Below are 24,343 nucleotides of genomic sequence, written 5' to 3'. Positions count from 1 at the left end.
CCGCCGCCTCCGAGGAGAGCGGCGACATGAGCGAAAGCCGTTCGGTCACGGGTTGGTCACCCGGATCGTCAGACTGTCACCGAGGTCGATGACGGCGCCGGGCATCAGCTGGACCGGTACGCCAGGACGCAGGTCCTCCGGGCCGAGCCCGGGCTGGACCAGCACGGTGCCGTTGGTCGAGCCGAGGTCGGTGACCACCGCAGCGCCGTGGTCGACACCGGCACCGGGACGGATCTCGCAGTGGGTCGAGGAGATCTCCTGGTGAGGGCTCGGCACGGTCACCAGCATCGGCTGCTCGGTGGGCGTGAACCGGCTGGCCTCGGGGGCACGGCCGACGAGGACGACCCGGTCGACCTCGACGCGGTCGCCGCTGGAGAACTCCAGCCGCGCGACCGGGTAGGCGGTCACCTTGGGTGCCTCGGGCTGGCCGGGGATCCCGGCGAGACCGGCGTTCAGGTCCTCGCCCACGCCGATGCGGGTCAGACCGTCGTGGTCGTCCTCATCGGGGTTGGGCTCCTCCCAGACCGGGCCGTCGTGAGCCTCGGGGATCGGCGCCACGGGCGGGGCCGGCGGCGCGGGCGGGGCCGGGAACGCCGGAGGTGCCGGAGGTGCCGGAGGTGCGGGCGGGATCTCGGTCACCGGCGCGTCGGCCGGCGGGCCGTCGATCGGCGCGGCATCGATCAGGCCCTCGGCCGGCGCGTCCCCGTAGGGAGCCGGCGGAGCGTCCACCGGGGGCGGCGGAGGCGTCGTCAGCGGCGGCGGGGGCGGCATCGACGGCGGGCCGAAGTCGGGCGCCTGGGCGGACTCGGGCTCCTCGAAGGACTCGGGACCGTCGAAGGGCTCCCGCTCCTCGTAGGACTGCTCGTCGACGGCCGGGAGGACCTCGGTCTCGGCGTCGGAGGCGACGTCGGGGTCGACGGGCTCCGGGGAGACCGCGGACGGCCCGAAGGACGAGGCCACGGCAGCGGCGTGCTCGTCGCTGGCGTAGTCGTCCTCATAGCCGCCGGGGCCGGTCGGCTCGGGGAGGCCCTGCTCGTCAGCGACGTCCTCGGACGCGGCCGGCGTCTCCAACGCCTCGGCCTGCTCGGCCTCGGCCGGCTCGGTCAGGTCGTCGTGGCGCGGCGCCGACGCCTCGCCGGACTCCTCGCCACGGTTGACCGAGATCGGCTCGTCCGGCTCGGAGCCGGCGTCGTAGTCGGAGTCCTGACCGAAGTCCGCCTCCGGCTCGGCGTCGGACTCCGCCCCGAGACCCGGGAGGTCACCCGAGACCGGGATCGGCGGCACGACCGAGAGCGAGGGCGGAGCCGCAGCCGGCTCGTCCTCGTCGAGACCCGGCTCCTCGGCGGAGCCGAGGTCGTCGGCGGAGTCGGCGTAGCTCTCCTCGGGAAGAGGATCGGTGAGCGGGTCGGCCGGTGCGGGCTCGTCGACGCTGTCGTCGGAACCCTCCTCGACCGCCACCGGGGCGGGTACGAAACCGGCGCGGCTCTCCGGCGAGTCGTCGTGGGCGGACTCCGGGGCCGGCGGTGGGACCTCGAGTCCCGAGACCCGCAGCAGGCCACCGAGCGCGGTCAGCGGCTCACCGGTCGCGCCCTCCTCGCCGAGCGAGACGGACATCCGGGTGACGCCCTCGAGGGTGCGCTCGACCCAGGTCTTCGACGACGAGCCGTCGACCTCGACGGCACCCTCGCCGGCCTCGAACGAGACCACGGAAGGACCGCGCACGACCGTGCGTACGCTGCCGCCGTCAGGCGTCACGTCCCCGGCGATGAGGACGAAGCCCGGCAACGAGCTCAGCCCGGTCGCGACGAGCGCGTCGAGCACCTCGTCGAACCCGGCGCCGTCGTCGACGAGCGCCCACAGGGCGCCCGCGCGGCTCTTCTCCGAGGGCGGGAGCAGCACCGTGGCGCTCTCACCGATGATGCCGAACCACGTGCCCGGCGTGTAGGACGTGCTTGCGATGGTTGCTGACTCACTCATGGCAGCACTCCTAGCTTCTGCTCCATACTCACCCTTTGTTGCTCCGAGTCATACGGGTTTTCCTCGGTCAATCCCATCACATCCACCACGATCGCGGTGGCGTTGTCCCGGCCACCCGCTTCGACCGCGGCGGCGACGAGCTTCTCGGCCGTGTCCCGCGCGTCGGTCTCCTCCGCGGCGAGGATGTCGGCGATCTCAGCATCCGAGATCATTCCGCTCACGCCGTCCGAGCAGAGCATCAGCCGGGCGCCGACCGGCAGCGTCACCTGGAAGATGTCAGGGACGGCGGGGGCCATGCCGCCCAGCGCCCTGGTCACCACGTTGCGCTCCGGGTGGTGCTCGGCCTGCTCGGGCGTGATCTGCCCGGAGTCGACCAGCTCCTGGACCAGGCTGTGGTCGCGGCTGAGCTGGCTCAACGTACCGTCGAAGTATCGGTAGATGCGCGAGTCGCCGACGTTGAGCAGGATCCACAACGGGCTGCTTCCGCCGTCGGCGATCAGAGCCGCGGCGCAGGTCGTGCCGGACTGGTAGTCCGAGGCCCCGCGCGAGCGCTGCTCGAGCGCGAAGGCCACGATCCGGTCCTGGGCCGCCTGGAGCGCCTCGACCATCGCCTGGCTGCCGGACTCGGACACGTAATGGGTGCCGCCGAGCTTGGCGAACTCCTGGATCACCATCTCGCTGGCGATGTCACCACCGTCGTGGCCGCCCATGCCGTCGGCTACGACGAAGACCGGTGGCTCGGCCACATGGGAGTCCTCGTTGACCTTCCGCACCTGGCCGACATCGGTCGCGGCCCCGTGCGCGATCACTACTTTCCTGGACATCTCGCTCCTAGGCCTGCCGGGATAGCGTGATGCCGATGGACACAGGCTTCCGCTCTCTTGCAGACCAGTTGCGCTCTTGGCCTACAGAGCGCATCACACGCCTGCTTCTTGCACGTCCTGATCTCGCCACGCCGTCCCCTCATGACTCCGGCCAACTCGCCGCCCGAGCAGCCACTCGCACATCCTTGCACTATGCGTTGGATGACCTTAACCATCTCGAGCTGATCGTGCTCGATGCCGTTGTCCTCGCGAATCAAACCACCAAAGCCCACTTATCTTCCATGGTGAACGCCGATGTGGCCGCCGCGACACGGGCACTTTCTCATCTGGAGGACACCGGCCTGGTCTGGCACTCCCTCGGCGGCCTGCGGGCCGTGACCGGGGTCGCAGCCCTGCTGCGGGGTTCCCCGGGCACCTCCGGGCTGCAGCCTTTCGCCGCTGACCAGGAAGAAGCCGTACGCCGCCTGGCCGCTGTCTCCGCCGAGGCCCGCGCGATGCTGGAGGCCGTCGACGCCGGCGGCGGGCAGGCATCTTCATCCCGCGCGCGCACGCGCGTCACGGTGGACGAGGCCGCCGGACCGGCGGAGGAGCTGATCGCCCACGGGCTGCTGGTCTCCTCGGAGGACGGCATGCTGATCCTGCCCGGCGAGGTCGGGCTCGCGCTGCGCGGCGGGCGGACCACGCCGGCCCCGGTGGACGTCCCGCCGCCCCTGCCGACCTCGTCGCGGGCCTCGTCGCTGGTCGACCGGGCGGCCGCGGGCGCCGCCTTCGAGCTCGTACGCAACCTCGAGCTGCTCCTCGACGCCTGGAGCGCCACGCCGCCGAGGTCGCTGCGCGGCGGCACGGGCCTGACCGTGCGCGACCTGAAGGCGACCGCCGAGCGGCTCCACGTCGCCGAGCCCACCGCGGCGCTGCTGATCGAGGTCGCCTGGACCTCGGGGCTGCTGGCGCTCGGCACCGACGAGGAGGGTGACCCGTCGTGGATGCCGACCGAGCTCTTCGACCAGTGGCTGCAGCAGCCTCTGGCCGCCCGCTGGTCGCACGTGGCCGGTGCCTGGCTCGCCTCCCCGCGCCTCCCCGGGCTGGTCGGTCAGCGCGACCCGGCCGGGAAGACGTGGAACGCGCTGGCGCCCGATCTGGCCGGCGCCTCGGCCGTGGAGACGCGCCGGCTGACGCTGGGTCTGCTGGCGGAGATGCCGGACGGTGAGGTCCTCGCCGCCGGCACCGGTCCCGCCGCGGTCGTCGCCCGGCTCGCCTGGGAGCGGCCGCGCCGGCCGCGCACTCGCACCGAGTCCCGCGAGTCGCTGGTGGCCTGGACACTCACCGAGGCGGAAACCCTCGGGCTGACTGCGTTCGGGGGGCTGGCGGCGTACGGGCGGGCGTTGGTGGCGGGCGAGGACCCGGTCCCGGTCCTGGCCGGGCTGCTGCCGGAGCCGGTCGACCACGTGCTGCTGCAGGGCGATCTGACCGCGGTCGCTCCGGGGCCGCTGGAGCCCGCGCTGGCGCGCACCCTGGCGGTCGTGGCGACCGTGGAGTCCCACGGCGGGGCGACGGTCTACCGGTTCACCAAGGAGTCCGTGCGACGGGCGATGGACCGCGGCTGGACCGCCACCGAGATCCACACCTTCCTCGCCGCCGCCTCCCGCACCCCGGTCCCGCAGGCGCTGACCTATCTTGTCGACGACACCGCGCGTACCTTCGGGACCATCCGGGTCGGGTTCGCCGCGGCCTACCTGCGCAGCGACGACGAGGCGGCACTGGCTGAGCTGCTGGCCCATCCGGCGGCCGAGTCGCTCGGGCTGCGGCGGCTGGCCCCGACCGTGGTCGTCAGCACCGTCGCCCTCGACTCGCTCCTTCCCCGGCTGCGCGAGCTCGGCCTGGCCCCGGTCGTCGAGGCGCCCGACGGGTCGGTCCACGTCGCGCGACCCGACGCCAAGCGCGCCAAGGCCCGCAACGCGCAGCGTCCGGCGGGCGCCCAGGAGGCCCATCTCACCGTGCGCGCGACCGCGGTAGCGGCGCGCATCAAGGCCGGCGACGAGACCGCCGCCTCGCGCCCGTCCCCGCCCGAGCCGGCCTCCACGATGGCGATCCTCCACGAGGCCATCGATGCCGGGGAGCAGGTGGTGCTCTCCTACGTCGACGGCCGCGGGGTCGCCGGTGAGGCCCGTGTCGAGCCCGTGGGCATCGACGGCGGCTCCCTCGCGGCCCGGGTCGAGGACGACGTACGTTCCTTCGCGCTGTCCCGGATCAGGAGCGTCCGGCCGGGGTCGTGAAGCTGAGAGTGGTCTCTGGGTCACTCTCGGCTTCACGACCCCAGCGAGGGTCCGCCCGTAGGCTGGTCCGGTGAACGACGGCCCCCTGATCGTCCAGTCGGACAAGACGCTGCTGCTCGAGGTCGACCATGCCCGGGCAGGTGAGTGCCGCAAGGCGATCGCGCCGTTCGCCGAGCTGGAGCGGTCGCCGGAGCACATCCACACCTACCGGCTGACCCCGTTGGGGCTGTGGAACGCGCGGGCGGCCGGCCACGACGCCGAGCAGGTGGTGGACACGCTGCTGGAGTACTCCCGCTATCCCGTCCCCCACTCCCTGCTGGTCGATGTCGCCGAGACGATGGCCCGCTACGGCCGCCTCCGGCTCGAGAAGAACCCGGTCAACGGGCTGGTGCTGGCCTCCTCCGACCGTGCGGTGCTCGAGGAGGTGATCCGGGCGAAGAAGGTCGCCGGGATGCTGGGCGAGCGGGTCGACGAGGACACCGTCGTCGTCCATCCCTCCGAGCGCGGCAACCTCAAGCAGGCGCTGCTCAAGCTCGGCTGGCCGGCCGAGGACTACGCGGGGTACGTCGACGGCGAGGCGCACCCGATCGCGCTGGACACCGCCGACTGGTCGTTGCGCCCCTACCAGTCGGAGGCGGCCGAGTCGTTCTGGCACGGCGGCTCCGGGGTCGTCGTGCTGCCCTGCGGCGCGGGCAAGACGCTGGTCGGCGCCGCGGCCATGGCGCACGCCCAGGCGACCACGCTGATCCTCGTCACCAACACCGTCTCCGCACGGCAGTGGAAGGACGAGCTCGTACGCCGCACCTCACTGACCCCGGACGAGATCGGCGAGTACTCCGGGTCGGTCAAGGAGATCCGGCCGGTCACGATCGCCACCTACCAGGTGCTGACCACGCGCCGCAAGGGCGCCTACCCGCACCTGGAGCTCCTCGACGCCCGCGACTGGGGCCTGGTCGTCTACGACGAGGTCCACCTCCTGCCCGCCCCGATCTTCCGGATGACCGCCGACCTGCAGGCGCGCCGCCGCCTCGGCCTGACCGCGACGCTGGTGCGGGAGGACGGGCGCGAGGGCGACGTGTTCTCGCTGATCGGCCCCAAGCGCTACGACGCTCCCTGGAAGGACATCGAGGCGCAGGGCTGGATCGCCCCGGCGGACTGCGTCGAGGTGCGGGTGACCCTGCCCGCAGACGAACGGCTCGTCTACGCCACCGCCGAGCCCGACGAGCGCTACCGGATCGCCTCGTGCACCCACCACAAGATCGACGTGGTCAAGGAGATCGTCGCCTCCCACGCCGGCAAGCCGACGCTGGTGATCGGCCAGTATCTCGAGCAGCTCGACGAGATCGCCGCCTCGCTCGATGCCCCGGTGATCGAGGGCAAGACGTCGGTCAAGGAACGTCAGCGGCTCTTCGACGCCTTCCGGTCCGGCGAGATCGACCTGCTGGTCGTCTCCAAGGTCGCCAACTTCTCCATCGATCTGCCCTCGGCCGAGGTCGCGATCCAGGTCTCCGGCGCCTACGGCTCCCGCCAGGAGGAGGCCCAGCGCCTCGGCCGCCTGCTGCGCCCCGGCGACGGCCACAAGACCGCGCACTTCTACACGATCGTCTCTCGCGACACCATCGACGCCGACTTCGCCCAGAACCGCCAGCGATTCCTGGCCGAGCAGGGCTATGCGTACCGGATCGTCGACGCCGACTCGCTCGGCGACCTCACGCCCTGACCCGTGGATTGAATCGTTGGCCGTGGCCGGATGCGGTCATATCGCTGCGTTCGGATGTGACGAGCGCCATACTCACTGAAGCGTTTCAATTCCTCGACTTCAGGAGTTCCGCGTGCGTCATCACATCGCCGGACTGATCACGGCCACCCTCGCCGTAGCCCTCTCCCCCGCGCTTTCCCCAATCGCAGCCGGCGCCGCTGGCGCCGTCGCACCGACGGCGCTCGCCACGGGCGGCTCCGTCCCGGTGGTCGACGAGCTGCGGACCAACGCGCTCGTCGATCCCCTCGGCATCGCGACGACCGCCCCCGCCCTGGGCTGGCAGCTCGACTCCGACCGCCGCGGAGTGACCCAGAAGGCGTACCAGATCCGGGTCGCCACGTCGGAGCGGCGGCTCTCCGCGCCCGACGTGTGGGACAGCCGGAAGGTGAGGTCCGGGCAGTCCGTCGACGTCCGCTACGCCGGGCCCGCGCTGAAGCCGCGCACGGACTACGTGTGGTCGGTGCGGGTCTGGGACGACGAGGACGTCGCGTCCGCGTGGAGCGAACCGGCGACGTTCGCCACCGGACTCGGGAAGGAGGCGTGGTCGGCGGACTGGATCGGGGCGGAGACCCCCGAGCTGGGCGCGGAGTGGACCGATTACACGATCGAGTTCACCGCCTCCGACATCGGCGGAGCCCTCGGCGTCTACTTCCGCGGCAAGGACACCGAGAACGCCTACATGTGGCAGTTCAGCGAGTCCGACGACGCGCTCCGTCCGCACGTGAAGCGCAACGGCGGCTACTCCGTGCTGCCTGCCGAGCCGGTGCCGAGCGGCTTCGACTTCGCCGCGGAGCACGACTACGCGATCACCGTCGCGGGTGACACGATCACGACCACGATCGACGGCCAGCAGCTCGACCGGCGCACCGACGCCACCTTCGCCGGACCGGGGATCATGGGCTTCCGCACCAACGGCGCCGAGCACGGACTGGTCCATGACGTGACCGTCACCAGCGCCGATGGCACCGCTCTCGTGGACACGGACTTTCCGACCGGCGACCGCACCTTCACCGCCGGCACCGTCACCCCCGACGGGCTCCGGGTCGACAACGCCGGCGGCGAGGCCTGGCTGAGGGGCGACGACGCGGTGCCGCTGCTGCGCAAGGAGGTCGACCTGGGATCGAAGGAGATCAAGCGTGCCCGGGTCTACGCCTCGGCACGCGGCGTCTACGAGCTGCGCCTCAACGGCAAGCGGGTCGGGGACGCCGAGCTCGCGCCCGGCTGGACGGCCTACGACAAGCGGATCGACTACCAGACCTACGACGTGACCGATCTGGTGAGCTCGGGCTCGAACGTGCTCGGGGCCGAGGTCGCTCCCGGCTGGTACTCCGGCAAGGTCGCGATGTTCGGCACCGACGTCTACGGCACCGCCAACTCGGTGATCGCCGAGCTCGTCATCGACTACGCCGACGGCACCAGCCGCGTCGTCCGCACCGACGACACCTGGCGCACGACCGGCGGGCCGACCCGCGAGGCGGACCTGCTCGACGGTGAGTGGTACGACGCCCGCCGCGCGGCCCAGGTCGACGGCTGGGACGAGCCCGGCTTCGACGCCACCGACTGGGACGCCGTCGCCGTCCGGGACGAGCCGACCGACGTGCTCGAGCCGCAGACAGCCGTTGACGTACGCGTCACCGAGGAGCTCGAGACCGCGAAGCGGATCGATTCGCCGACCGACGGTGTCTACCTCTACGACCTCGGGCAGAACATGGTCGGCCACGTCCGCCTCACCCTGCAGGGCGAGAAGGGCCAGACGGTCACGATCCGCCACGGCGAGGTGCTCAACCCCGACGGCACCCTCTACACGGCCAACCTGCGCTCGGCCAAGGCCACCGACACCTACACGATCGGCTCCGACGAGCCCGAGACCTACGAGCCGTCGTTCACCTTCCACGGCTTCCGCTACGTCGAGATCTCCGGGCTGGGCGAGGCACCCGATGCCGCCGACCTCGTGGGCGTCGTGGTCGGCACCGACGGCGACCTGACCAGCACCCTGGACACCAGCTCGCCCCTGGTCGACCAGCTGCAGAGCAACATCGTGTGGGGCATGCGGGGCAACTTCCTCTCCATCCCGACCGACACCCCGGCTCGCGACGAGCGGATGGGCTGGACCGGCGACATCAACGTCTTCTCCAGGACGGCGGTCTACAACATGGACGCCGAGTCGTTCCTGACCAAGTGGCTGCAGGACCTGCGCGACACCCAGCGCGAGAACGGGTCGCTGCCCGGCGTCGCCCCGGTCGTCCCCGGCCGCTTCGACGGCGGCTACGAGTCGGCCGGCTGGATGGACGCAGGGGTCCACGTCCCCTGGACGCTGTGGCAGGCCTATGGCGACACCGGCGTCATCGCCGACAACTACGCCATGATGAAGAGGTACGTCGACTTCCTCGACGCCGACTCGACCGGTCACATCCGCTCCGCCGGCGGCTACCTGGACTGGCTCAACCTCGACGACCCGACGCCCGCCGACGTCCTGGACACGGCCTTCGTCGCGAAGAGCACCCGCGAGTTCGCGCAGATGGCGAAGGCCATCGGCAAGGACGCCGATGCGGCGGCCTACCAGGCCCGCTACCAGGCCATCCGGGCCGCGTACCAGCAGGCGTTCATCGCCGCCGACGGCACCGTCAAGGGCGACAGCCAGACGGCGTACATCCTCACCCTGACCAACGATCTGGAGCCGGAGGACCGTCGCGACGCCGTCTACGACCAGTTCGTGCAGACGCTCGAGCGGCGTGACTACCACCTCTCCACCGGGTTCCTGGGTGTCGACGGGTTGCTGCCCGCCCTCACGAAGGCCGGACGCACCGACATCGCCTACCGGCTGCTGCAGCACGAGGACTACCCGTCCTGGGGATACGAGATCGGCAAGGGCGCGACCACGATCTGGGAGCGCTGGAACTCCATCAACCCGGACGGCACGTTCAACGACGTCGGCATGAACTCCTTCAACCACTACGCCTACGGCGCCGTCGGCGAGTGGATGTACCGCACGATGGCCGGTGTCTCCGCGGCCGAGCCCGGCTATCGCAAGGTGCTGATCGCGCCGGAGCCGGGCGAGGGCGTCGATCACGTCGACTACCGTCTCCAGACCCCGTACGGAGCCGTACGCAGCGCCTGGGCGACCGACGACGGCCCGATGACCCTGGACGTCACCGTGCCGGCGAACACGACCGCCGAGGTGCGCATCCCGGCCGCGTACCGGTGGGCGGTGACCGAGGGCGGAGCGCCGATCGAGGACTCGGAGGACGTCGAGCTCGTCCGCCAGGACGACGGTGTCGTCGTGCTGGAGGTCGGCTCCGGCAGCTACCGGTTCGCGGTCGCACCGACGCTCGGGGACCTCGGGGCCGCCCGGTCCGGGGCCGCCGAGACGGCCACCGCGGTCTCCGCGCTGCCGCTCGACGGCAGCGCCGGCAAGGCCGCCAAGCGTGACCTCGCGAACCGGACCGCGACCTTGCGCGAGGAGATCGGCGAGGCCTGGGACCTCGCCGCCCGGGACGCCGACGAGGAGCGGGTCGCCGAGTCGGTCCACCACGCCCTCGCAGCCGGTGCGAGCCTGCGCCAGGTCATCGCGATGTACGCCGACAACGGCGTGCTCGCGGACGCAAACGCTGCCGATCTTCGCGATCACGTGGCGGCGATCGCGAAGAGTCTCTCGCGCGCATCGGCCCGGCTGGTCGGCGCCGTCGCCACCCTGCGGGTGCCCACCGACGAGGTCCTTCCTGGCGACGTCGTCGACGTCTCGGTGAGCATCGACAACAGCGGCAAGCAGCCGCTGAGCGAGGTGAGCTCCTCACTCGACCTGCCCGACGGATGGACCGCCCAGCCGGTCGGCGAGCCCGCAGGCACCGTTCCCGCCGGCGGACAGGTCCAGCACACCTACGAGGTCACCGTGCCCGACGACGCCGCGGTCGGGCCGATCGAGCTGACCGGCGAGCTGACGTACAGCCGCTCGGGTGGCGCCGCCACCCTCCCGGTCGGCAGCACGCTGATGGTCGGGGCGGGCGTGCAGATCACCGCAACGTCGAGCGCTCCGACGTCGGTCGATGGCGGCCAGACGGCAACCGTCACCACCAGGCTCCACAATCGCAGCGACGTCACCCAACGCGGTGAGCTGTCCCTGACCGGTCCGACGGGTTGGTCGGCCGATCCGGAGAGCTTCGAGATCCCGGCAGGACAGGACGCCGAGGTCGAGATCGAGGTCGTCGTGCCACAGACCGTCGTCGCGGGCCCGGTGTCCTTGACCGTCGCGACCGGAGCGACCCCGACCGAGCAGGCGGCGGCGACCGTGATCGTCGGACTCGCGACGCCACCCTCGGAGTCGACCGACCATGTGGACCTCGGGGAGGCGAGCTCGGAGACGGCACACGGACTGACCGCCTCGGAACACTCAGGGACCAACCAGGAGGCCGGGCTGACCCGCCGCTACACGCACTCCTCCTACCCCGGCGGCTGGTTCGAGCTCGACGCCGCGGTGCCGACGGACCGGGCGTTCGTGGTCCGCGTCGTGGAGACGTTCGACGGTGCCCGCCGCAAGACCTATGACGTCGAGCTCGACGGTCAGGTCGCGCACAGCGTCGACCTGACCCGCACCAGCGGCGGGCAGGGCACGATGACCCACCAGTTCCTGGTGGAGCCCTCGGCGCTGACCGCGGACGGCTCGGTGCGGATCCGGTTCCAGGACACCGGCGCCGACTACGACCCGTCGGTCGCCGACGTCTGGGTGGTGCCGGTGGCATGACCTCAACCCAGCGCCACGACGCGCAGCCGATGGGGTGGTGGACAGTTCTGCACCCACAGGTCTCGGCATTCCCGGCACAGCAGGTAGGTGTGGGTGCAGCGGTCGTCCGGGCAGAGCACCGTCACTGCGTACGCCGCCACCTCGCCACAAGGCTCCGCGTCGCTGTCCGGGCTGCCGCAGCTGCACTCACAGGCGGGCCGCTCGCCAAGCTCCTCCTCGAGCCGCTCGATCTCCTCTTCGATGGTCGTGCTGATGGTCATGACATCTCCTCCGTCTGGATCGGATGTCGTCCTCACCCATCACTCAAGCAGAGGGCACCGACATTTCTGCCTCGTGGATCGTGGTCTCGAACCCGAGATCGGGCCGGGAGCCGCCGACCGGGCTCAGCTGCACGACTACTCCGGTCGCCACGTCCAGCGCGATGTCGTACGCCTCGGGGTAGACCGTGCCCGTCGGCGGCTCCCACCCCGGGGCGCCGTCGCCGTACTCGAACCAGTCGCTGACCCGCGACCACAGCAGCGGACAGCAGCCGCACCGCGGCTCGTACCCCTCACCGGGCACCGCCCGCGCCCACCAGGTCTCCCGGCCGGCTCGTGGCTCCGAACGGAGGTCGCTCAGCGCCACGTCGGCCGAGAGCTCCTCGGGGTCCAGCATCGAGACGAAGACGTAGTTCTGCCACATCGGGTCGCCGATCTCGTGGGTGCAGGCCCGCGGCCGGCTCGCCACGAGACCGTCGGCGCGCAGCACCGGCTCCGGGAGCGCGGTCGTCTCGTCGTCGACGACGCGCTCGCCCGCGGCATCCCGTACCCGCAGCCGGCCCGGCCGGCGCAGCCAGCACTCGACGTCACCGTCCGCCCCCGTCCGCCAGGTGAAGTGCAGCGCGGAGAAGCGCCACGGCGACGAGCGGGCGAGCGCACGGAAGGTGTCCTCGGTCAGCGGCAGCTCAGCTCCCATCGGGCCCACCCTCGTCCAGCCAACGGCCGTTCCGCATCAGGTGGCGGCCCTCGAGCTCGTTCTCCTCGCGCCACGCCTGGACCTTGGTCGGCCGGATCCGGATCAGGCTGTCGGCCCAGCTGCTCGGGTCCCCGCCCTGCTTGGCCGCATAGATCTCGAGCACCTCCTTCGGCGTACGCTCCATCGGCTCGACCTCGGCGCGACCGTCGACGATGACGACGTCGCGCAGCTCGCCGAGCGCCAGGCGGACGGCCGGGGAGGCGGAGAGGTTCCGCTGCGTACGCGCCCCGCCCATGCTCGCGATCCAGATCTCGCCCTGCCACCACACGAACGAGATCGGCACCAGCCATGGCTGGGCGTCGTGCGCCGAGGCGATCCACAGGTCGACGTCGTTCTCCAGACGGGCGCGGGTGTCGGCGAGTCTCTGGTCGAGGGAGCGAGGGTCAGCCATGGCGGCACCCTAGTCGCCGACCGCGCGGGCGACCTACGGCTTTCTGGAGGAGGATGGGCGCATGGAGACCTGGGAGTTCGAGGCGGAGCTGTGGCCTTGGAAGGACGCGACCGACGCCTGGATCTTCGTGACCGCGCCCCCAGAGGTCACCGAGGAGATCCGAGAGGCATCGATCGCGACCGGCCCGCCGCGCGGTTTCGGGTCGGTGAGGGTGGAGGCCAGGATCGGCACGACCACCTGGAGGACGTCGGTCTTCCCAGGTCAGGAAGGCTATGCGCTGCCGATCAAGAAGGACGTACGCCGCCGCGAGGACCTCCAGGTCGGCGACCGGGCGCTCGTCTCGATCACCCTCGTCTGAGACCCACGAAAATCATGCGCGCCGCCGGGCGCGGACATGGTTGGCTCGACCGTGATGAACGCCCCGATGCACGACGACGAGCTGACGATCGACGAGGACCTGGTGAGGTCGCTGCTGAGGCGCGACGTCACCGCGTACGCCGATCTTGCGCTTCGTCCGCTGGAGTCGACCGGGTCGACCAACCGGCTCTTCCGGTTGGGCGATGAGCATCTCGTCCGCCTCCCCTGCCAGCCCGGCGGATCAGCCACGATCACGCAGGAGGCCCTCCGGCTGCCCTCGTTCGCGGCGAACCTCGCGGTCGCGGTGCCGGAGGTGGCGGCGGTCGGCGAACCGGGGTTCGGCTACCCCGAGCGCTGGAGCGTGGTGCGCTGGCTCGACGGCGAGAAGCCAGGCCCCGGTGCGGGTGACGTCACCGCCGCCGACCTGGCCGGCGTCGTCACCGGGCTGAGCCGCACCGAGGTGCCCCCGGAGGCGCTCGACGACCCCGACCTGCGGTGGTACCGCGGCAGCCCGATCGCCGGCTTCGACGCCGACGTCCGATCTCGGCTGAAGGAGTGCCGCGACCTCGCCGAGCTCGACCTGGACCTGGACGCGGTCGAGACCGTCTGGGACGAGGTGATGGCCTTGCCCCCTGTGGAGACCGCACCGCACTGGGTCCACGGCGACCTGCTCGCCGAGAACCTGCTGTCCCGCGACGGCCGCCTCACCGCCGTACTCGACTTCGGCGCCCTCTCCGTCGGCGACCCCACCGTCGACCTGATCTGCGCCTGGGAGCTCCTCGACGCCTCTGGCCGCGACGAGTTCCGCCGGCTCCTCGACCTCGACGACGCCACCTGGCTCCGCAGCCGCGGCTGGGCCCTCTTCATCGCCCTGATGACCTTCCCCTACTACCGGCACACCATGCCCGTACGCTGCGCCGACCGCCTCGTGATGGCCCGCGCCGCGTTGGCCGGCTGAGACGGGCCGGCGCTAGCCGCGACCCTTGAGCCGCGAGCGGAGCACGAGCCGGGCCGCCGGCCCGAGATCCTCGATGACCTCGACGAGCGCGCCGAGCTGCTCGAGGGACGCGAAGGCCGCGTCGGCGCCGGGGCGGTCGACACCGTCGTACATGAGCAGGCCGACGAACGCCGAGCTGATCGCGCGCGACAGGCCAGGAGCGTCCACGACACTCTCGACCGGGCTCCCCTCCAGCGCACGAGCGACCGCGGCCTCGATCTCCTCGTTCCACCGGCCCATCGCGTAGCGACCCGTCTCGGCCAGCGTCTTGTCCCGCTGCGCACCGGCCAGCAGCTGGGCCATCACCGTGATGTTGCCCGCGGCCCGCTCACGCTCGTGAAGCACCCGCCCGAGCGCCAGCAGCTCGCTCAGCGACGTGACCTCGGCGAGCTCGTCCCGGTAGGACGCCGCCGCCTCGTCCGTCGCCGCCCGGCACGCCTGGTCGACCAGGTCCATGACGGTTCCGAAGTGGTAGAAGACCAGCGCCTGGTTGACCCCCGCCCGGTCGGCGACCGCCCGCGCCGAGAGACCGGCGATCCCGTCCTCCTTGAGCAGGTCGGTGACCGCCGACATCAGCTTGGCCTTGGTGGGGTTCATTCTGCGGCGGGCTCCTTGGTGATGAGCAGGTTGTAGACGATGAGCACGGAGCCGAGTATGCCTCCGCACGCGAGCCCCAACAGCATGATCACGGCGACGACACCCGGTTCGGACGCCCCGGCGTCGGACAGACCCACCACCGCGGGCGCGATGCTGCAGACCAGGCCGAGCGCGGCGGCTCCGATCACCAGGTGCGGGAGCGGAATCCGTACGCCGCGTGTCACGGCTTCTCCGAACCAGGCCGCCACCGCACCGGAGAGGCCGGCGATGACGAGCACGGCGCCGATGTTCCCACCCGCAACGCCCGCCCCCTCATTCTCGGCGAACATCGCGAACCCCAGCGCGAAGGTCATCCCGAACCCCACGAGGCCGGGCCAGAACCGGTCGAAGACCGGCGAGGGCGGCAACAGCACGGTCGGCGCGACCAGTGCTGACGCGACCAGTCCGACGATGGCACCGACGATGCCGCCGTACCACGCTCCGAAGAGCGTCCCGACGATCGGCACCAGCGCGCTCCCCACGCCACCACCGACGACGACACCGAGCACGACTCCGAAGAACCACCACCGGCACAACGCCCAGAACACAGACCACATCCGATCAGCCACGTACGCCTCCTCAAGCGATTTGAGCGATTGCTCAAATCTAAGGTAGCGCAAGTCTTGAGCGATCGCTCAAATAGGTTCTAGGGTCGCTCCCATGAAGATCGTGATCCCCGGTGGAACCGGCCAGGTCGAAGGCATCCTGCGGCGTGCTTGGAGCACACGCGGACATGAGGTCGTGGTGCTCTCCCGCCACCCCGAACAGCTGGAGGAAGGCGTACGTCATCAGGTCTGGGACGGCCGGACGATCGGTCCGTGGGCCGAGGAGATCGACGGCGCGGACGTCGTGGTCAACCTCGCCGGCCGGAGCGTCAGCTGCCGCTACACCGATGCCAACCTGAGGCAGATGATGGACTCGCGGGTCGAGTCGACCCGGGTCGTCGGCGAGGCGATCGCGAGGGCGACCGACCCACCGAAGACGTGGCTGCAGATGAGCACCGCGACGATCTACGCCCACCGCTTCGACGCGCCCAACGACGAGGCGACCGGCATCATCGGCGGCAGCGAACCCGACACCCCCGCCTACTGGGAGTTCTCCACCAGGATCGCGAAGAGCTGGGAGGCCGAGCAGACCGCGGCGGCGACACCGCACACCCGCAAGGTGGCACTCCGCTCGGCGATGGTGATGAGCCCCGACCGGGGCGGTGTCCTCGACGTACTCCTCACCATGGCCCGTCTCGGCCTCGGCGGCCCGGTCGCCGGCGGCGAGCAGTTTGTCTCGTGGATCCACGAGCGGGACTTCGTACGCGCCTGCGATCTGCTCATCGAGCGCGCCGACATCTCGGGGCCGGTGAACATGGCGGCCCCCGGGGCGCTGCCCCAGCGCGACCTGATGCGCGCGCTGCGCACCGAGGCGGGGATGCCGATCGGGCTGCCCGCCACCGCCTGGATGGCCGAGATCGGCGCCTGGGTGATGCGTACGGACACCGAGCTCCTCCTCAAGAGCCGCCGCGTCGCCCCGGGACGGCTGCTCGAGGCGGGCTTCGAGTTCGCGCTCCCCGAGTGGAAGGCGGCCGCCCGCGACCTCGTCGCCCGGACACGGCGACGGAGAAACCAATCGCATCGCGCGCGTCCGGCGCGCACGATGGAAGGGTGACCCGCGCGACCTGGCAGCCCCGACCCGACGACGCCGAGACCTTGAGACGGTTCTTCGGCAAGGACGGGCGGCTGCTCACGATCCCGTCGAAGCACGTCAAGAAGCTGGTGGTGCTCAACCAGCTCGCGCAGTCCTTCGAGCCCGGGAAGGTCTATCCCGAGCGCGAGGTCAACGAGATCCTCCGCCGGTTCCACGAGGACGTCGCGGCGCTCCGCCGCTACCTCTACGAGGAGGGCTTCATGATGCGCGAGGGCGGCTACTACTGGCGCGACGGCGGGAGCGTCGACGTCTGAGCCCCGATAACCCGTTGTGACGGGCGTACGTCTGCGACTAGGACTGCCCCATGACCTCAGCGATCCATGCGATCACCTTCGACTGTCGCGACCAGGAAAGGATCGGCCAGTTCTGGGCCGATGCGATGGGGCTCGTGGACGACCCCAGCGACCCCAACACCCCCGGTGACCCGCTGTGGCATCTGATGACGCCCGACGGCTCGACCCATCTGCTCTTCATCCCGGTACCGGAGTCCAAGGCGGTCAAGAACCGCGTGCATCTCGACCTGTGGCCGACCGACTGCACCCGGGACGAGGAGGTCGAGCGCCTGCTGGGCCTCGGGGCGACGATCGTGGCCGACCACCGCAAGCCTGACGGGACCGGGTTCGTCCACATGAACGACATCGAGGGCAACGACTTCTGCGTCGTACGCAGCAAGGCCGAGCGCTCCTGAGCGCAGTTCGCGGGGCGGGTCGTGCATGATTCGCCCCATGACGATGCCGGAACAAAGCCAGCCAGTGCCCGGACAGCCGCCCGTGGGGTGGATCGACCTGACCATCCAGGGCAGCCACATGACCTCGAACCTGATCGTGCCGACGGTGCTGCTCAACGGTCACCAGATGCCGACGCAGTACGGGCGCAACGTCTTCCCGGTGCCGCCGGGCCACTGGAACGTCGAGATGTACACGCAGTGGACCTGGCGGTTCGGCAAGGCGTCGCTGAGCTTCGACGTCGCCGAGGGCCAGACCGTCCCGGTCTTCTACGCCGCGCCGGCCACGACGTTCCAGAAGGGCGCGATCGGGCACGTCAAGCAGAAGAAGCCCGGCGTGCTCGCGCTGGTCGCGGTTCTGGTGGTGCTGCTGCTCGTCATCGTCGGCATCGTGGCACTGACGATCTGACGGGCGCGTACGGTGTGTCTCGACCCGCTTCGCGGGTTCGCAGGCTCACCCGCTGCGCTCGCTCGACCTTCTCGCGTTGCGCCCCCGCTCCTTCGTCGCGGGGACGCAGGCTCGAATGTCGGTGCTCACCGATAGCGTCAGCACCGTGACCACCACCGAATCACGCGGCCGAAATGACGCCCGGGGCAGCCGACGGGGCTATGCGGTCCTCGACGTCGAGACGACCGGGCTCGACCCCTACCGCGACCGCGTGATCCAGGTGGCGATCCGTCAGATCTCCGCCGACGGCGCCGCGGAGTCGGAGTGGGAGACGCTGGTCAACCCCGGTGCCGGCGTCGACCCGGGACCGGTCGAGGTCCACGGCCTGACCAGTGCCGACCTCGCCGGCGCCCCACCCTTCCGGGACGTCGCCGCGGCGATCGCCGAGCGCCTGGCCGGCCGGGTGTTCGTGGCCCACAACGCCGCGTTCGACTGGACGTTCGTGGCGGTGGAGTCCGACCGCGCCGGGGTGCGGCTGGAGGTCCTGGACTGGTTGTGCACGATGCGGTTCGCGAAGGCGCTGGCCCTCGACGTGCCCGACAAGTCGCTGGCCACGATCGCCGCCTACTACACGGTCGAGCAGCTGAAGGCGCACGACGCCGGCGACGACACCCGAGTGGCTGCGGAGATCCTGCTGCGTGAGCTGGCCGACGCCGACCGGGCCGGCCTCACGCTGCCGCTGGTCGCCTGCAACAGCGCGCGACACCGGCTGAAACGGACCGTGCGCCGCTGGTTCAGCCGCCTCGCGCGACCATCTCGCTGAGATCGTCCCACCAGCCGGGACACCTCCCGCAGAAATGCAACCGGAGGACCCCGTTCGGGCATCAGTATGTCGTCGGCCCGACTCAACCTGAAGGGCCCTGGTCTTGAGCGAGGCGATGAAGATGGTCAAGCGGGGAATGATCGCGGGGGCGCTCGCCGCCCTGCTGGTAACCACGTTCGCGGCGTGCGCCGCCGAGCCGGCCGCCGCTCCCGAGGCCAGCGCCTCAACCGCCCCCTCCTCCTCAGCGGCGAGCCCGTCGACGAGCGCCACGCCGACACCGACGCCCAGCGCCAAGCCGAAGCCCACGCCGAAGCCGTCCCCCACCTCGGGCCCGCGACTCTTCGGCAAGGGAGACAGCGGCGACGACGTACGTGACCTGCAGGCGCGCCTGAAGCAGATCGGCTGGTTCAACGCGGGCGTGACCGGGTTCTACGGCAACGTCACCACCGAGGCCGTCTCCGGGTTCCAGGCCAAGCGCGGTATCGCGGTCACCGGCTTCGTCGACCAGACCACCCTCGACCGGCTCCACGCGATGACCCGCGAGCCGACCGAGGCCGAGCTGACCAACGCCCCGCCCCCGATCCCGGCGGGCAAGCTGGACCCGCGCTGCCTGACCGGCCGGGTGATGTGCATCGACAAGAGCACCTCGGTGCTGCGCTGGGTCATCGACGGCACGGTGCGGATGAGCGTCGAGGTGCGGTTCGGCTCGCAGGAGCTGCCCACCCGCGAGGGCCAGTTCTCGGTCTTCTCCAAGAGCCGTGACCACGTCTCGACGATCTACCACACCTCGATGCCGTTCGCGATGTTCTTCTCCGGCGGCCAGGCGGTCCACTACTCCCCCGACTTCGCCGCCAACGGCTACAACGGCGCCTCCCACGGCTGTGTCAACGTGCGCGACTACGCCGCCATCACCTCGCTCTACGACCAGGTCAACATCGGCGACGGAGTCGTCATCTACTGGTCCTGAAGACCGTCCGGTGGCGTCCGCCGGCCGTTGAGGAGCAGGTTGAGTGCGATCGCGGTGATCGCACCGGCCGAGATGCCCGAGTGGAAGATGGTCTGGAACCAGTCGGGGAAGCGCGCGTAGAGGTCGAGGACGACGTTGGTCCCGTCGGCCGCGTAGGAGATCTTGGCCTCGGTGAGCATCGCGACGCCGAGCGAGATCGCCACGACGAGGACGTTCGCGTTGTCGAGCCGCACCTTCGACAGCGTCCGGATGCCGCTCGCCGCGACCATGCCGAACAACGCGATCCCGGCGCCGCCGAGCACGGGCTGAGGTACACCCTCGACAACCGCCGCGAGCTTCGGCACCAGGCCGAGGCCGACGAGGATCACCCCGGCACAGGTGGCGACGTGACGGGAGCGGACGCCGGTCATCGCGACGAGCCCCACGTTCTGCGCGAAGGCGGTGTAGGGGAAGGTGTTCATGATCCCGCCCAGGAGCGTGCCGGCGCCGTCGGCGCGGAGGCCGTCGGCGAGGCCGCGCGGAGTCACCGGCCGGTCCACGATCTCGCCGACCGCGATCATGTCGCCGGTGGTCTCGGTCATCACCACGACGGCGACGATGATCATCGCGATCACCGAGGAGATCTCGAAGGTGGGCATCCCGAACTGGAACGGCGTGACCACGCCGACCCATTCGGCCTCGCCGACACCGGACCAGTCGGCCATCCCGAGCGGGATCGCGACCAGGGTGCCGAGGACCAGCGCGCACAGCACCGAGATCCGCCGGATCGCCGGCGGCGCGAACCGCTCCAGCAGCACCACGATCAGCAACGTCCCGAACGCCAGCGCGATCGCCCTGGGTGCGCCGAAGCCCGGCCCGAGCGCGGTGCCGCCGCCGAACCAGCCGGCCGCGACCCGCATCAGCGAGACCCCGATGATGAGGATGATCGTGCCGGTCACCAGCGGCGGGAAGAACCCGATCAGCCGCCCGAAGAAGGGCGCCGCCAGGATCATGAAGACGCCGGAGGCGATCACCGAGCCGTAGATCGCGGTGATGCCGTGCGCGGTCCCGATCGAGATCATCGGCCCCACCGCGGCGAAGGTCACGCCCTGCATCAGCGGGAGACGTACGCCGAAGGGGCCCAGACCCACGGCCTGCAGGATCGTCGCGATGCCGGCGACCAGGAGGTCGGCCATGATCAGGTGCACGATGTCGCCCCGCTCGAGCTGGCCGGCACCGACCATCGCGCCACCGACGATCAGCGGCACGGCCACCGCACCGGCGTACATCGCCAGCACGTGCTGGAGGCCGAGCGGCACCAGCTGTGCCAGCGGCGGTACGTCGTCGACCGGATGCCCGCCCTTCCTGCCGGCCCGGAACGTGTCGATGAGGGACATGCCGCCTCCTTGCGCTGCCGGCACCCGTCACCGGCTCGTGGGGACGATCAGGATGCCTGCCATCGATTTCGAGTTCCCGTCGACCGGATTGCACAGATGTTTCAAGGCTGGAACAGACGTTTCATTGCTCGTTGTCCGGACTGCGGCGGCGATTCCGAGCAGGCCCGGCCACGGCCTACCCTTGAGCCATGAAGGCGCTGCTCCTGGAGAACATCCATCCCGTCGCTGTCGAGAACCTCGAGAAGGCCGGCTTCGAGGTCGAGCTGCGGAGCAAGTCCCTCTCCGAGGACGAGCTGGTCGAGGCCCTGCCGGGGGTGACGCTGCTCGGCATCCGCTCCAACACCCACATCACCCCGCGGGTGCTGGACGCCGCACCCGACCTCAAGGCGATCGGGTGCTTCTGCATCGGCACCAACCAGGTCGACCTGGTCGCCGCCGCCGAGCGCGGCGTCGCCGTCTTCAACGCCCCCTACTCCAACACCCGCTCGGTCGTCGAGCTGGTCATCGGCTACATCATCTCCCTGGCGCGACGGCTGCCGGAGAAGACCGAGAAGATGCACGCCGGCATCTGGGACAAGTCCGCGAAGGGCTCCCACGAGGTCCGCGGCCGCACGCTCGGCATCATCGGCTACGGCAATATCGGCACCCAGCTGTCCAACGTCGCCGAGGCCCTGGGCTTCTACGTCATCTTCTACGACATCGCCGACCGGCTGGCCCACGGCAACGCGCGCCGGATGAAGTCCCTCGACGCGCTCCTGGAGGAGGCCGACGTGGTCTCCATCCACATCGACGGGCGCCCGGGCAACCTGGGCATGTTCGGCGAGGAGCAGTTCGCGAAGATGAAGCCGCGCTCGCTGTTCATCAACGCCGCGCGCGGCTTCCTGGTCGACAACGACGCGCTGCGCAAGCACATCGAGTCGGGCCACATCGCCGGCGCCGCGCTCGACGTCTTCCCGATCGAGCCCAAGGCCCAGGGCGACGCCTTCGAGAGCCCGCTGCAGGGTCTCGACAACGTCATCCTGACCCCGCACGTCGGCGGTTCGACGCAGGAGGCGCAGGAGGAGATCGGCTGGTTCGTCTCCGGCAAGCTGCGCGACTTCATCCAGGCCGGGTCGACCGCGCTGAGCGTCAACCTGCCCGCCGTCCAGCCGCCGCCGCTGGGTGAGGGCGCGCGCCTCGCGCTGCTCCACGACAGCGTCCCGGGCGTGCTCGCCGAGCTCAACAACCTGCTCGCCTCCGAGGGCGTCAACGTGACCGGTCAATACCTGGCCACCGCCGGCGAGACCGGCTTCGTGGTCACGGACGCGACCAGCGTGCCGCCGACGACCTTGGAGAAGATCGCGGGCAACCCGCACACCCGGTGGGTGCGCGTCTACCACGCCTGACGCTAGCGTTCTGGTCCATGGACCTCCCCCGACATTGGCCGCTGCCCGACGCGACCGACCTTCTCGGTGACGTTCTGGCAGCGTACGACGAGCCGACCCGCCGCTACCACGACCGCCGGCACCTCACCGAGGTGCTGGAGCGGATCGAGGAGCTGCGGGAGGAGGGGGAGCGCTTCGACGCGCTGACGGTCGTCCTGGCGGCCTTCTTCCACGACTCCGTCTACGACGGGGAGCGCGACGCCGAGGAGCGTTCTGCCGCGTGGGCCGAGGACGCGTTGAGCGCCCACCTGGACGCCGACGTGGTGGCCGAGGTCGCCCGCCTGGTGCGGCTGACCGAGACCCACGACCCAGCCCCCGACGACCACGGCGGCCGGGTGCTCTCCGACGCCGACCTGGCGATCCTGGCGGCGCCGGCGGAGCGGTACGCGGAGTACGTCGCGACCGTCCGCGAGGAGTACCAGCACCTCTCCGACGAGGAGTTCCGCGCCGGCCGCGCCCAGGTCCTGGAGCGGCTGCTGGAGAAGGAGTCGCTCTTCTCCACCCCCTTCGCGAGGATCAGCTGGGAGGCCGCCGCGCGGGCCAACATCTCGGCCGAGATGGAGACCCTGAACACATACCTGTCACCTGACCGATAACAATTCGTAACAGACGGCTCACCGGTGACAGAATCTGGCGGTGAGCTTCCAGACGTACGCCGACCTGTGGCGGATTCCTGACGTTCGCCGCATCCTCGTGCTGGGTCTGTTCCTGCGGATCCCGATGCCGGCGTCCTCTGTCATCGTGACCCTGCACGTGGTCGGCCCGCTGGACCGCTCCTACGCCGAGGCCGGCCTGGTCTCGACCGTCCTCGCGATCGCGATGGCGATCTCCGGGCCCTGGCTCGGCCGGCTCCTCGACCGCCTCGGCCTGCGGCGTACGCTCCTGCTGCCGCTGGCCGTCCTCCCGATCACCTGGTCGATCGCGCCCTGGGTCGGCTACCTTCCGCTGATCGGGCTGATCGCCGTCGCCGGTCTGTTCACCGTGCCGTCCTGGTCGATCGTGCGCCAGGTCGTGCTCCGTTCGGTCGAGCCCACGCAACGCACCGCGGCGCTGAGCGCCGACGCGATCATGACCGAGCTGGCCTTCATGGCCGGGCCGGTGGTCGGCGTGCTCAGCGCCAGCTACCTCGGCACCTCCTGGGCGATGCTGGTGATCCAGTGGCTCGGGATCGCGGCAGCCATCACCCTCTGGCTCCTCAACCCGATGATCACCGAGGGAGAGCCGACCGTACCGAGCGACGCGGTCCCCAGTGACTCCGGTGCTCCGAGGCGTCGGTTCGCACTTCCGTCGTGGGTGAACCCGGGCGTCGTACTCCTCCTGGCCGGCACCTTCACCGCCTCGCTCATCCTGATCGCCGAGGACCTCGGCACCGTGGCCGCGATGCGCGACTTCGACCGCACCGCCCTCCTCGGGCTCGTGATGGCGATCTGGGCGCTCGGCTCCCTGCTGGGCGCGCTCGTCTACGGCGCCCTCAACCGCCATCCCCCAGCCGCGGTCATGCTGGTGCTGCTGGGCGCGACGACTGTCCTCACCGCGTTCGCCTGGGGCCCGATCTCGTTCGCCGCCCTGCTCCTGCTCAGCGGCTTCTTCTGCGCCCCGACCCTCACCGCCGCACTCGAGGCGATCACCAGCCGGGTCCCCTCGACCGTACGCGGCGAGGTGATGGGCTGGCACGGCTCCGCCATCACCCTGGGCAGTGCCCTCGGCGCCCCGACCGCCGGGTTCGCCATCGACCTGATCGGCTGGGAGGGCGGCTTCGTCCTCGGCGGCGGCCTCGGCCTGCTCATCGCGGCGGCCATCTGGCTCGCCGTCCGGCGGATGTCCACCCCCGCCGAGGCGTCGCTCCCGCCGGGCGAGAGGTCGCCGGCGTCGGCCGAGTAGTCACCGCGGTGCCACCTCCGCGCTTCGCGCGGTTACTCCCTCGCTCGGCGCGAGCGGACGAGCAAGCTCGCCGCTCGACCTCGCTCCGGTCGTCTC

Annotated in this window: 22 protein-coding genes; 14 read left to right on the top strand and 8 right to left on the bottom strand. The window is 70.8% G+C overall.

The window, feature by feature from the left end; all coding sequences use genetic code 11:
* Positions 1-45: 45 nt before the first annotated feature.
* Both UG56_RS20540 and UG56_RS20535 read right to left on the bottom strand, forming a co-directional pair.
* On the bottom strand, positions 46-1,977 hold the full coding sequence (locus UG56_RS20540) for an FHA domain-containing protein (RefSeq protein ID WP_071327226.1): 1,932 nt from the start codon (positions 1,975-1,977) through the stop codon (positions 46-48).
* Positions 1,974-2,801, bottom strand: a complete 828-nt coding sequence (locus UG56_RS20535) for a PP2C family protein-serine/threonine phosphatase (protein ID WP_045552035.1) — start codon at positions 2,799-2,801, stop codon at positions 1,974-1,976. Before UG56_RS20535 ends, UG56_RS20540 begins: the two co-directional genes overlap by 4 nt.
* 281 nt (positions 2,802-3,082) lie before the next feature.
* Between UG56_RS20535 and UG56_RS20530 the strand changes: the two genes are divergently transcribed.
* The 3 genes from UG56_RS20530 (at position 3,083) to UG56_RS20520 (ending at position 11,571) form a co-directional block, all read left to right on the top strand.
* Positions 3,083-5,074: a helicase-associated domain-containing protein gene (locus UG56_RS20530; protein WP_256206796.1), complete on the top strand. Its 1,992-nt coding sequence runs from the start codon at positions 3,083-3,085 to the stop codon at positions 5,072-5,074.
* A gap of 70 nt (positions 5,075-5,144) precedes the next feature.
* A complete protein-coding gene (locus UG56_RS20525) occupies positions 5,145-6,794 on the top strand; it encodes a DNA repair helicase XPB (protein ID WP_045547849.1) in 1,650 nt (549 codons plus the stop codon).
* Between the two features lie 112 nt (positions 6,795-6,906).
* Entirely contained in the window at positions 6,907-11,571 is a 4,665-nt protein-coding gene (locus UG56_RS20520; RefSeq protein WP_256206795.1) for a family 78 glycoside hydrolase catalytic domain, read from the top strand.
* A 2-nt stretch (positions 11,572-11,573) separates the two neighbouring features.
* Here UG56_RS20520 and UG56_RS20515 read toward each other — a convergent pair whose 3' ends face one another.
* The 3 genes from UG56_RS20515 to UG56_RS20505 are packed head-to-tail and all read right to left on the bottom strand — an operon-like array spanning position 11,574 to position 12,976.
* Entirely contained in the window at positions 11,574-11,831 is a 258-nt protein-coding gene (locus tag UG56_RS20515; RefSeq protein WP_045547848.1) for a hypothetical protein, read from the bottom strand.
* Positions 11,832-11,874: 43 nt separating this feature from the next.
* Positions 11,875-12,525, bottom strand: coding sequence for a hypothetical protein (locus UG56_RS20510; protein WP_052693327.1), 651 nt, complete (start codon positions 12,523-12,525; stop codon positions 11,875-11,877).
* Entirely contained in the window at positions 12,515-12,976 is a 462-nt protein-coding gene (locus tag UG56_RS20505; protein ID WP_045547847.1) for a pyridoxamine 5'-phosphate oxidase family protein, read from the bottom strand. Before UG56_RS20505 ends, UG56_RS20510 begins: the two co-directional genes overlap by 11 nt.
* Before the next feature lie 61 nt (positions 12,977-13,037).
* Between UG56_RS20505 and UG56_RS20500 the strand changes: the two genes are divergently transcribed.
* Both UG56_RS20500 and UG56_RS20495 read left to right on the top strand, forming a co-directional pair.
* Positions 13,038-13,334: a DUF1905 domain-containing protein gene (locus tag UG56_RS20500; protein WP_045547846.1), complete on the top strand. Its 297-nt coding sequence runs from the start codon at positions 13,038-13,040 to the stop codon at positions 13,332-13,334.
* Positions 13,335-13,370: 36 nt separating this feature from the next.
* Positions 13,371-14,291 (top strand): phosphotransferase, encoded by a 921-nt coding sequence (locus UG56_RS20495; protein ID WP_052693325.1) that lies wholly within the window; start codon positions 13,371-13,373, stop codon positions 14,289-14,291.
* 12 nt (positions 14,292-14,303) lie between these two features.
* Here UG56_RS20495 and UG56_RS20490 read toward each other — a convergent pair whose 3' ends face one another.
* Both UG56_RS20490 and UG56_RS20485 read right to left on the bottom strand, forming a co-directional pair.
* Entirely contained in the window at positions 14,304-14,927 is a 624-nt protein-coding gene (locus UG56_RS20490) for a TetR/AcrR family transcriptional regulator (protein ID WP_045547845.1), read from the bottom strand.
* Positions 14,924-15,535 (bottom strand): hypothetical protein, encoded by a 612-nt coding sequence (locus UG56_RS20485; protein ID WP_143055131.1) that lies wholly within the window; start codon positions 15,533-15,535, stop codon positions 14,924-14,926. The genes UG56_RS20490 and UG56_RS20485 overlap by 4 nt, the downstream gene beginning before the upstream one ends.
* A 91-nt stretch (positions 15,536-15,626) precedes the next feature.
* Between UG56_RS20485 and UG56_RS20480 the strand changes: the two genes are divergently transcribed.
* From UG56_RS20480 to UG56_RS28025, 6 genes are all read left to right on the top strand, one after another.
* Positions 15,627-16,625, top strand: a complete 999-nt coding sequence (locus tag UG56_RS20480) for a TIGR01777 family oxidoreductase (RefSeq protein WP_045547843.1) — start codon at positions 15,627-15,629, stop codon at positions 16,623-16,625.
* Positions 16,622-16,918, top strand: coding sequence for a DUF2087 domain-containing protein (locus tag UG56_RS20475; RefSeq protein ID WP_045547842.1), 297 nt, complete (start codon positions 16,622-16,624; stop codon positions 16,916-16,918). Before UG56_RS20480 ends, UG56_RS20475 begins: the two co-directional genes overlap by 4 nt.
* 50 nt (positions 16,919-16,968) lie before the next feature.
* A complete protein-coding gene (locus UG56_RS20470) occupies positions 16,969-17,352 on the top strand; it encodes a VOC family protein (RefSeq protein ID WP_045547841.1) in 384 nt (127 codons plus the stop codon).
* An 82-nt stretch (positions 17,353-17,434) separates the two neighbouring features.
* Positions 17,435-17,797, top strand: coding sequence for a hypothetical protein (locus UG56_RS20465; protein ID WP_052693323.1), 363 nt, complete (start codon positions 17,435-17,437; stop codon positions 17,795-17,797).
* 145 nt (positions 17,798-17,942) lie between these two features.
* Positions 17,943-18,599: an exonuclease domain-containing protein gene (locus UG56_RS20460; protein ID WP_177191520.1), complete on the top strand. Its 657-nt coding sequence runs from the start codon at positions 17,943-17,945 to the stop codon at positions 18,597-18,599.
* A gap of 121 nt (positions 18,600-18,720) precedes the next feature.
* Positions 18,721-19,566: a L,D-transpeptidase family protein gene (locus UG56_RS28025; RefSeq protein WP_045547852.1), complete on the top strand. Its 846-nt coding sequence runs from the start codon at positions 18,721-18,723 to the stop codon at positions 19,564-19,566.
* Here UG56_RS28025 and UG56_RS20450 read toward each other — a convergent pair.
* Positions 19,554-20,942 carry a nucleobase:cation symporter-2 family protein gene (locus UG56_RS20450; protein WP_143055129.1) on the bottom strand — a complete coding sequence of 463 codons (1,389 nt, stop codon included), beginning with the start codon at positions 20,940-20,942 and terminating at the stop codon, positions 19,554-19,556. The two genes, UG56_RS28025 and UG56_RS20450, sit on opposite strands and share 13 nt — an antisense overlap.
* 188 nt (positions 20,943-21,130) lie before the next feature.
* Here UG56_RS20450 and serA point away from each other — a divergent pair, with 188 nt between their 5' ends.
* From serA to UG56_RS20435, 3 genes are read left to right on the top strand one after another with little or no spacing between them, the layout of a single operon-like run.
* Complete coding sequence (serA, locus tag UG56_RS20445) at positions 21,131-22,327, top strand: phosphoglycerate dehydrogenase (protein ID WP_045547840.1); 1,197 nt, start codon at positions 21,131-21,133, stop codon at positions 22,325-22,327.
* Between the two features lie 17 nt (positions 22,328-22,344).
* A complete protein-coding gene (locus UG56_RS20440) occupies positions 22,345-22,962 on the top strand; it encodes an HD domain-containing protein (RefSeq protein WP_045547839.1) in 618 nt (205 codons plus the stop codon).
* A 40-nt stretch (positions 22,963-23,002) separates the two neighbouring features.
* Positions 23,003-24,247, top strand: coding sequence for an MFS transporter (locus tag UG56_RS20435; RefSeq protein WP_045547838.1), 1,245 nt, complete (start codon positions 23,003-23,005; stop codon positions 24,245-24,247).
* Positions 24,248-24,343 lie beyond the last annotated feature (96 nt).

The sequence above is a fragment of the Nocardioides luteus genome (genome assembly GCF_000960475.2).
Taxonomy (GTDB): Bacteria; Actinomycetota; Actinomycetes; order Propionibacteriales; family Nocardioidaceae; genus Nocardioides; species Nocardioides luteus_A.
Note: the sequence above shows the minus strand (reverse complement) of the source record. Positions and strands in the feature narration are given on the sequence as shown.